This window comes from Microcystis sp. LE19-10.1B (assembly GCF_027530565.1).
GTDB classification, from domain to species: Bacteria; Cyanobacteriota; Cyanobacteriia; order Cyanobacteriales; family Microcystaceae; genus Microcystis; species Microcystis aeruginosa.
Window position 1 is genome coordinate 1 of record NZ_JAPZQM010000442.1, and the last position, 9,093, is coordinate 9,093.

Annotated in this window: 6 protein-coding genes; 1 reads left to right on the top strand and 5 read right to left on the bottom strand. The window is 45.7% G+C overall.

The window, feature by feature from the left end:
• The first annotated feature begins 411 nt into the window (after positions 1 to 411).
• Entirely contained in the window at positions 412 to 1,860 is a 1,449-nt protein-coding gene (locus tag O9332_RS16155) for a family 10 glycosylhydrolase (protein WP_002758248.1), read from the top strand.
• A gap of 6 nt (positions 1,861 to 1,866) precedes the next feature.
• Here O9332_RS16155 and O9332_RS16160 read toward each other — a convergent pair whose 3' ends face one another.
• The 5 genes from O9332_RS16160 to O9332_RS16180 all read right to left on the bottom strand — a co-directional run bounded on the left by O9332_RS16160 (position 1,867) and on the right by O9332_RS16180 (position 8,357).
• Positions 1,867 to 4,071, bottom strand: coding sequence for a GumC family protein (locus O9332_RS16160; protein ID WP_002758249.1), 2,205 nt, complete (start codon positions 4,069 to 4,071; stop codon positions 1,867 to 1,869).
• A 117-nt stretch (positions 4,072 to 4,188) separates the two neighbouring features.
• Positions 4,189 to 5,403: a polysaccharide biosynthesis/export family protein gene (locus O9332_RS16165; protein WP_002758250.1), complete on the bottom strand. Its 1,215-nt coding sequence runs from the start codon at positions 5,401 to 5,403 to the stop codon at positions 4,189 to 4,191.
• A 132-nt stretch (positions 5,404 to 5,535) separates the two neighbouring features.
• Positions 5,536 to 6,282, bottom strand: a complete 747-nt coding sequence (locus tag O9332_RS16170) for a cyanoexosortase B system-associated protein (protein ID WP_002758251.1) — start codon at positions 6,280 to 6,282, stop codon at positions 5,536 to 5,538.
• Complete coding sequence (gene crtB, locus O9332_RS16175; RefSeq protein ID WP_288026424.1) at positions 6,275 to 7,180, bottom strand: cyanoexosortase B; 906 nt, start codon at positions 7,178 to 7,180, stop codon at positions 6,275 to 6,277. The genes O9332_RS16170 and crtB overlap by 8 nt, the downstream gene beginning before the upstream one ends.
• A gap of 37 nt (positions 7,181 to 7,217) precedes the next feature.
• Positions 7,218 to 8,357: a DegT/DnrJ/EryC1/StrS family aminotransferase gene (locus O9332_RS16180; RefSeq protein WP_002758253.1), complete on the bottom strand. Its 1,140-nt coding sequence runs from the start codon at positions 8,355 to 8,357 to the stop codon at positions 7,218 to 7,220.
• Positions 8,358 to 9,093: the final 736 nt, after the last annotated feature.

Sequence of the window (9,093 nt, forward strand, 5' to 3'; positions counted from 1 at the left end):
ATCCTTATCTGGCAAGAGACTTAATTGATTAGTTCGCTCTAGAGCAAAAACAATTGACAAAAATCGCTAAATGCCTTTCTCTATAAGGGTTCCATCCCTTATAACCCCCGTCCATTGCATAACACAAACCGAAGAGCCAGATATTGGGGGGTTACACAAGAGCTAGAACCTCTGGAAATGCGTTACAAGGGAGATCCTTGCAACGAGGTAATCTAAACATATTGACTTTCGCTGTATAATCCAAATACAGTCTATCAACTCTCTACTTGCGCTTAGAAATTAGTTGAAGGCTTACCCGATAAGAGAGCTAGAGTTTAGAGACTGTAAGACTTTTGCTAGAGTTCTAGAAGAGGGCTAAAAAAATAGCAAACTAAGAAAATTTCTCCTTTGCTACTTTTGCCGTGAACAACTATGTTAAAGAAAGTCAATTATCTGCGATCGCTATCCTGTTTCCTCGCTATAATCCTCTGGAGTAGTCCTCTCGGGATTAACTCTAGCCTCGCTGTCAATGATAATTGTCAACTCTCCGAATCGGAAATCAAACAACAAGAAAATCTGCGTCAAACTTCCCCCCAAGAATATAACATTTTATTGCAGAAATATGCTGAACAATTGCGCTTTTGTCGTTCCCGACACTGGTTACAGGAACAAGCGCTCTGGTTACGTCTTTACTCCTGTGATACCCGTCCAGGATCGATAGAAAGTATCCTCGATCGCATCGTGGCCAAAGGTTATAATATAGTTTATCTGGAAGTTTTTGCCGATGGTCAAGTCTTATTACCTCCTAACAATAATCCCACGGTTTGGGATAGCGTGATTAAAAATCCCGGTGCTGGAAATGTGGATTTATTAGCACAGGCGATTGAACAGGGACATAAACGCGGTTTAAAGGTGTATGCTTGGTTATTTAGCCTCAATTTTGGCTATGCTTATAGCTTAAAACCCGAGCGACAGGAGGTGTTAGCACGCAATGGTAAAGGACAGGATAGCACCTCTTTTGTCGATGATCGATCCCAAACTTTTGTCGATCCCTACAGTAATCAAGCGCGACAGGATTATTTAATTCTCCTAGAAGCCATTTTACAACGTCGTCCCGATGGAGTTTTATTTGATTATATTCGCTATCCGAGAGGAACAGGAGTCGATTCCGTTGCCGATAATGTCCAAGATTTATGGATTTTTAGTCCCGCATCCCGACAAGCTTTAATTAATCGAGGATTGAATAATAAGGGCAAATTTTTAATCGAACGCTATCTGACTCGTGGCCAAATTTCCCCCCATGATATCGTCGAAGCAGATCGCCTTTATCCCCAAGAAACCGCCCCTCTTTGGCAGGGTAGAATCCCCTTAGAAGAGGAGATGAAACAATCAGTTAAAAGTCGTTTTGATCGCCTCAAATTAGAACTTTGGTTCCTAGCGGTTGCCCATGCTGCCCAGGGTGTAATTGATTATATTAGTTATTTTTCTGCCCTAGTGGAACGTCAGGGAATTCCCGCCGGAGCAGTGTTTTTTCCCGATGGGAATCGTCTTGTGGGTAATCAAGGTTTTGATTCCCGTTTACAAGCTTGGGATAGTTTTCCTCCTTCCCTAGAATGGCATCCCATGTCCTACGCTAATTGTAACGATACTACCTGTGTGGTTAATCAGATCAAAAGAGTAGTGGCAAGCAGGGGAAATCAAACTCCTGTTATCCCAGCTTTAGCGGGTTTATGGGGACAACCCTATAACAATCGTCCCTCCTTAGAAGTGCAAATGGCAGCGATTCGCCTAGCTTTTCCCAGCATAGATAGTATCAGTCATTTTGCTTTTTCTTGGCAAGAACCACAATTCGATCGAGCCAGAAGATTTTGTCATAAGTAACCCCATTTACACCTCTACTTTTACTTCTTCCGTCTCTGTTTTTTCCTGTGTTGGGGGGACTATCAAAGGCGGCAGTTCCGGTTCGGCGGTGTTGAGAGTCGGTGTAATATCGACGTAGTTAATTACCGCCCCTAAAATTTTCACTTCCGCTTCTGTTAACTGGTCAGTTGCTTCACTCAAGAGATTAGAACGAGTTATGCCCTGGCGCGTTACCAGAATAATCCCGTCCGCTAGTTCTTCTAAGAGCAGCGCATCATTACAGCTAGACAGAGAAGGAGTATCCACAATCACCAGATCGAAACGGCCGCGAGAATCTTTGAGAATTAATTGTAATTCGCTCGATTCAATGATAGCTGCCGCTTGTTTTTGCGGACCGGGACTAGGCAAAATGGAAAGGTTTTCAATATTTGGGGCCAGCCGGATCGATTTACTTTTTGCCCCGTAGTAAAGTAGGGGTTCTCGGAAAGAATTGGGATCGGGAGTGACTCCGATTTCTTCGGCCTTAGAGGGACTTCTCAGATCTCCTTCTACTAACAGAGTCCGTCGGCCCGCTAAAGCGGCGGCGATGGCCAGATTATAGGCAGTGGCGGTTTTCCCCTCTCCGCCAGTAATACTGGTGACAACAACCACTTTCACCGTTTCGCCGCCGCCAACAAGTCGCAGGGTACTGCGTAAACGTTCGTAGTAGGGGAGATAATTGGCATTAGCATCGGCGAGAATCGGCTCGATTTCCTCGCCCTCTAAATTCCGGACAATGGGCAATTGTCCCAAGAGTAGTATATCCCGACTAACCAAAGCTTCCCGCAATTCTTGGGGACTGTGCAGGCGATCATCGATCACTGCTAACAGGAGAATCGTACCCAATCCGGCTAAAGTTCCCAAACCAGCACCCACCAAGAGAATCAAGGTACGATTCTTGCGGTTAAACACCTGTTCGATCGGTTGAGCAACCGGCGGTTGGGCGACGGTGAGACTACCCACGGTTTCCGCTTCTGCGGCCTGAGCATCCACCAGAGCATTGAGAATATTCTCGTAGATACCCCGTTGAAAGGCGACAGCTTGGGTTAAACGAGCTTGCTGTAGCTGTTTATCGGGGAATTTCTCGTATTGGGAGCGTAATTGCTGTTCCTGAGTCACCAAGGACTCTAATTGTTTCATTAAACCCTCGCGCTGGGTTTGCAGGGTGACTAATTGAGCCGCTAGTTGTTGACGGGTGGCATCGAGATTACTTTGCTGACGGATGCGACTGCTGGGAAGAGCGGTAAGAACGCCATCTTTTCCAATCACCTCGGCGGCTCTTTTTTGTAAGAGAGATTCGTTAACTTGCTGTTGTTTGCGTAATTTAACGACGGTGGGATGTTCGGGACGTAAATCCTTCTGTAGTCCCTCCAATTGGGCTTCCGTGTCCAATATCTGCGCTCGGATACTGGCAATAATCGGGTCGGCACTAAGGGCTGAGGAGGTGTAAGCTTGATCGGGGGTTAAATCGAGTTGTTCACTCAGACTATTAATCTGTCCTTGAATGCCTTGCAGTTCTAGGCGAATTTCTCGCTGTTGCTGTTGACTACTGGTGATCGCGGTGAATAAACTCCCGTCTTGAATCGCCAATAAATCTGAACCCTGGGTACTAATGTAGCGATAAAACTTTTCTTCGGCTCTGGTTAAATCTTTTTGGACTTCGTTCAGTCGGACACTGAGAGCTTCTATGCGGGCGCGTAACTGGGAAGTATTCAGCCAGCGACTGTATTCCACCATTTCCTTCATCAAGGTTTCGAGAATTAACTCCGCCTTGGACTGGGAGTCGGCCGTTAACTCTAAAAGTACCTCTTGGGGTTGGTCGCTATTATTTTTTTGTCCCTCCGCTTCACCGGGGAAGGTTATTTTTAAATCCTGATCGCGAATTTTAACCATCTGTTCCTGATTAAATTGCAATTTTTTGGCCGCATTGACCAATACCCGGGGAGACAGCAGTAAATCGCGATCAATAGCCCGCCCTTGTTCTTGCAGTTGGGTTCCTGTACTGGTAAAAGCCGGCGGCGGCACCCGGTAGGCCAATTGTCCCACCGCCCGATAAAAGGTGGGGGGTTTCTCAGGATCGGGTAGGAAAGCAAAGATCACAGAACCGCCTAAACAGACGAGGAAGACGAATATTCCCACAAATTTGTTCTGATCTAGCGAGATGAGAAATCGTTTAACAATTGGTAGAGCCATAGCTTTTTAATGTATTCCCAGATTCTTTACATTTTAGCGGTCAAGAGTGATTCTCGCCCTTGAAATCCTAGCTTATGAAGTTGTGTTAAGGAGTGAAGGGAGCAAGTTGCCCCTCAATTATTGGAAGTTATTGAATTGATTGCCAAAGTCGAGAATTGTATTGGTAAAACTGGAAATATCCCGGATGGGTTGGGTAATGATATTAAAAGCGGCGAAAATCTCCCCTAACAGGGTGCGGGTGACGATAATTACGTCCTGATCTTCTAAGGGAACATTTTGGGAGATATCTCCCCTAACTGCCGCTATCGGACTCAAAGTTTGACTAACAATTCCCCCTTTGGCACTATCAAAACGGAGCAGGGACACTTCATTGACATTAATCCGCAGGCGATCGGAAACTGGTAAACTAGCCACCACATCAAGGAAGCTACTGCCATTAGGAATCGAAACATTTCTCAGGGAAATTCCTGAAGGAATTGAGGGAGCTAAAACCCTGACGGTGATATTCTGCTGGGCGAGGGTGGTTCTAGCCACCAGTGTGCGATTATATCCCGTCTCTTGGCCGACTTCTAACTTGGAAACAATCACGGCATCACCTCCTTGCAGACGCATATCTGGCAAGCGTTCCCCTTTAATTAAGGGAGTATAAAGGTCAAGTTTCTCCTCTAATACTGTACCATCGACTAAAACCCGACGGACAACGATCGAACGCAGATCGGATCTGGGGGTGCCGCCACCCGCCGCCAAAAGTACCTGCGCTAGGGGAGTATTAGGAGCAACACTATAAAACCCCGGTCGCTGTACCTCTCCCAGAATGGTTAACTGGACGGGACGGGCAGTGGTTAAAACAGCAATCACTTCCGGTTCCTCCCGCAGGTATTTTCGCCCCAATTCGAGGCGGATCTTAGTTTGCACTTCGTCTAAAGTCAAGCCCAGCACCGGAATACGCCCTAAAATCGGCACCAGAAAATTACCATCGGGATCCACTGGCCCCGTGGAATTAAATTCGGGAAAATCGGGAACCGAGACAGTAATTTGATCGCCGATATCGAGTCGATAGGACTGAATTTGTCGGGATTGGCGATTATTGGGAGAGTAAACCGGAGGACTGTAGCCGGTAGGGGGAATCGTGTTTTCAGGAAAGGTGGGATTAGGCGGTTCGGGGGGCAAAAATTCCAACCCAGTTCCGGGTTGAGTCTGGGGTATGGACAAAGAACCCTGGGCCTTGAGGCTCTCGGAGGGAATTACCCATAAGAACCCTGTCAGACTAAACCCTGATAAGGCTATGGCCCCGGTTCTGAATAAACTAACTGGCAAAAACTTGTTGAGCATTGGTAGAATCATACAGATATATCAATTTATTGTCTGAGAGTTATCTAGTGGGAGAGGAACAAAGAAGCTATTAAGGACTAGAAAAGTGCCTTGAGCTAGTTTTTTTTAAACAGATAGTTGGGAGCAGAAAAACTACTTTTCTTTTTTGGTCTCAGGCAGAGAAGTTAATTGACTTAAGACATTTTGTTCTAAGTAACTTTGAACTTCCTTGGCGAGATTGAGAGCAAAGGGAGTGAGAGTTTGCAGTTCTTTCGTCGGTTCTAAGGGAATCAGCAAGGAAACGGCTATCCAGGGTACTCTCTGTCTTTTTAATTGCGCCCATTGGTCAAGCCAATACCAAACAGAGGGATCGTAATGACCACCACCTAGCCAAGCATACCATTGCACCACGGCAAAGGTATTTTGTGTCCAGGCACGATAGAATCGAGCCTTGGCCTTTCCTCCCGACTGGGTGGGGATTAATAGCTCGGTTGTTTCCCCCTGATTCCAACGACTAATCGAAGTGATATCCGACCATTCTAATCCTGGTTGATTTTTATAGTAGATCTGTGGCTTTAAAAGCACGGTGATCCTCTTGCCCTCAGGAGTTTCCACCACTTGTACCGACCATTTTCCCTCACCGATTTGTCCTTGCTGCTGATCGATGGTTTTCAGGTCAGAGAACTTGATTCCCGATTCTTGTAGGGCCAGCATTTTCTGCATATTACTGATTCTCGGTTGATCCACCCAAGACCACTGGCCAGAAATTAAATTGGGCAAGATACCCCCTACAATCAATAGCAGCAGCAGGCACAACAGCAGTAAATAATTACCCGGGAGCTTTTTTTTGACTTTATCTAACACTAAAGTTACCTCGGCTGGAATTTTTTGACTAATCATCCTGGTTACCTTCCCCTTGAGCTAGGGACTTTTTCTTAACCGCCTCGCGATACTGCATGATTTGGAAGACCAAAAGGATCAGTAATAACATAAAGACCGAGTATAAATCACCCCCCCAGCTATCGTGGAGTAATTTAAAGTTTTCCTCTTGTCCTGTGCCGTGAAACCAAGCTAAAAGCGCGTTACGAACAATATTAGCCCCGACACTAATTCCAAAGGCACTGAGGAGCATAAAGCGGGTTTTACGACCGTTTTCGATGGTATCAGTCCAATGGAGCAGCAGGAGGGTGACGTAAAGACTGGTGAATAACATTTTCAGCCCCGCACAGTAGGGAGCGACTTCCACCATCCTGCCTTCTACCGCTATATAGATACCGTCAACGGAGACATCTAGGCCTGCTTGCTGGAGAATAAAACCAGCGCAAGCGGCAATAAAAACCTGTAGGGGTAGGGTATAGGGAGCAATCAGGTAGGGGATAGGATTAGGAGTCGCTAAGGCTGTTAAAAGTAGGGGAAATCCTTGCAATTTAAAACCTTCTGTTCCTTTTAACCAGAGACAGATTCCCGCTAAAATAATCGGAAAAGACATACTAACCCAAAGGGAGGAACCGAGGAGATAAAAAATCGCTCCTAGGGTTAACAAAAACGCTCCTAGGGGGTGGGAGCGATCTTCGAGGCGTTGCCATTTTTTGCGATTCTGCCAGACAATATAGGCGGCGTAGGGAAGGCCGATCAAGCCGTGGCTAAAGTATTCGTGTTCGATGCCGATCGATTTATTCAGCCAACCATCGTACCAGTGAAAGATCACCGGACCATAGATAACCGCCAAGAAACCGATCATCAGCCAAGATTGCCGATTTTTGTGGGAGACGGGGGATAGGGAAGGACTAATACCCATAGGACGGAGCGATTTAGTGACAAATTCTGAATTTATGTTACCCGATGATCGCAGTAATCTGTTCAACAACCATTTCAATTTGCTCCTCGCTGATGCCGGGGTACATGGGGAGAGAGACAATTTCTTCACAGAGAATCTCTGCATTAGGAAAGTCTCCCTGTTGATAACCGAGGTAGCGATAGGCCGGTTGCAGATGACAAGGAATCGGATAATGAATGCCGGTTTGAATACCGACGGCAGTTAATTGTTCTTGTAGTTGTTGGCGCTCAACCGGACAATGGGGGAGAATGCGAATAACGTAGAGATGATAGACATGACCGGTCTCGGTTTCGTCTCGTACGGGTAAAATACCTTGATCGGCTAAAGGAGCCAAAAGCCTGTCGTATTGTCTTGCCGCTCGCTGACGGGAGCGATTCCAGCCTTCCAGATGGGGTAATTTAATGTTTAAAATGGCGGCTTGTATGCTATCCAAACGGCTATTAGTGCCGATATCGGTGTGGAAATACTTGCTCGGTGCGCCATAATTTCTTAAACCGCGGGCTTTTTGGCTAATTTCGGGATCATTGCTCACTAACATTCCGCCATTGCCAAAAGCACCCAAATTTTTACTGGGATAAAAACTAAACCCCGCCGCCACACCGACACTGCCGGCGCGATAACCTTCTCTACTGGCTAAATGGGCCTGGGCCGCATCTTCAAAGATAATCAGATTATAGCTGCGGGCAAAATCCTGTAATTGTTGGGGTGATACCATCTGTCCGTACAGGTGTACGGGTAGAATGGCGCGGGTGTTGGGGGTAATTCTTTGGGCAGCCGCCGCGAGGTCAATTAAGGCCGTATCGAGGTGACAATCAACTAAAACTGGTTTGGCCCCCGCTTGAATAACACCCATGAGGGTAGCGACAAAGGTATTAGCGGGGACTAGCACTTCATCCCCGGCACCGATGCCGTAAGCTTGTAAAGCCAGGGCAAGAGCAGCAGTGCCAGAAGCTACTCCCACAGCATACTCGACTCCGCAAGCTTGGGCAAAGGCGGTTTCAAATTCGGCTAAAGCTTGGCCTAAAACAAAATCTCCTCGGTCGATAACTGTTTGGATTGCCTCGGTAATTTTTGCTTGTAGGGGCTGATTTTGCCAAGTTAAATCAACAAAGGGAACTTTGATTAAATGGGAATTCATCTATTGCTTGTTTAGGGAGATATTATTAAGTATTCAAGAGACTAGCATAGGTTTGATCAAGTTGTCTAGATTTGTAGGCTCTCTTGTCCTTGTGTTCTTTGTGCCTCTGTGGTTTATCCTTAATCCTTCTGGGATAACCTGAGAAAAAGTATAGGCTAGGCTAGATTCTAACCCAGCTAAACCAAGAGAGCCGATTGGTATTCAGGGGGTTTGGCCTTGACTTGGCCAAAAGAATCAAGTTGACTGCCTAGCTATTTATTTTTGCCGCCAAACTTTGAAGATAATTACTAAGTGGGTGGGTGGAATTAAATATAAGATGAACGTAGGTTGGGTTGAAGTATGAAACCCAACGCCTCAACGGATTTAATATTGTAAAGTTTCAATACAAATATGGTCAGATATAGTCATTAATAGTAGTATGCACAGACAAAACTATCAGACTAAGCAAAAAAACAGGAATAAGTTATCGAACGGCTTGGAGGTGGTGGAAACAAGGGAATTTAAGGCTCTTCGGGAATTGTTATGCAAATAATTAACTTAAAATAAAATTCGATGAGAGTGCCTACGCTCAAAAGTAGCTGAAATTCATACAGGAAAGGACTTAAGGCACAAATAAGTTAATACCAAAAGATAGACAATCGAGTTAAGATTTGATATAATAGTCAAAAACCCGAGTATTTTACTTATGATACTTGACAAATTTTTGAACCTACAAGGAACCTGTATTCAAGGCTAT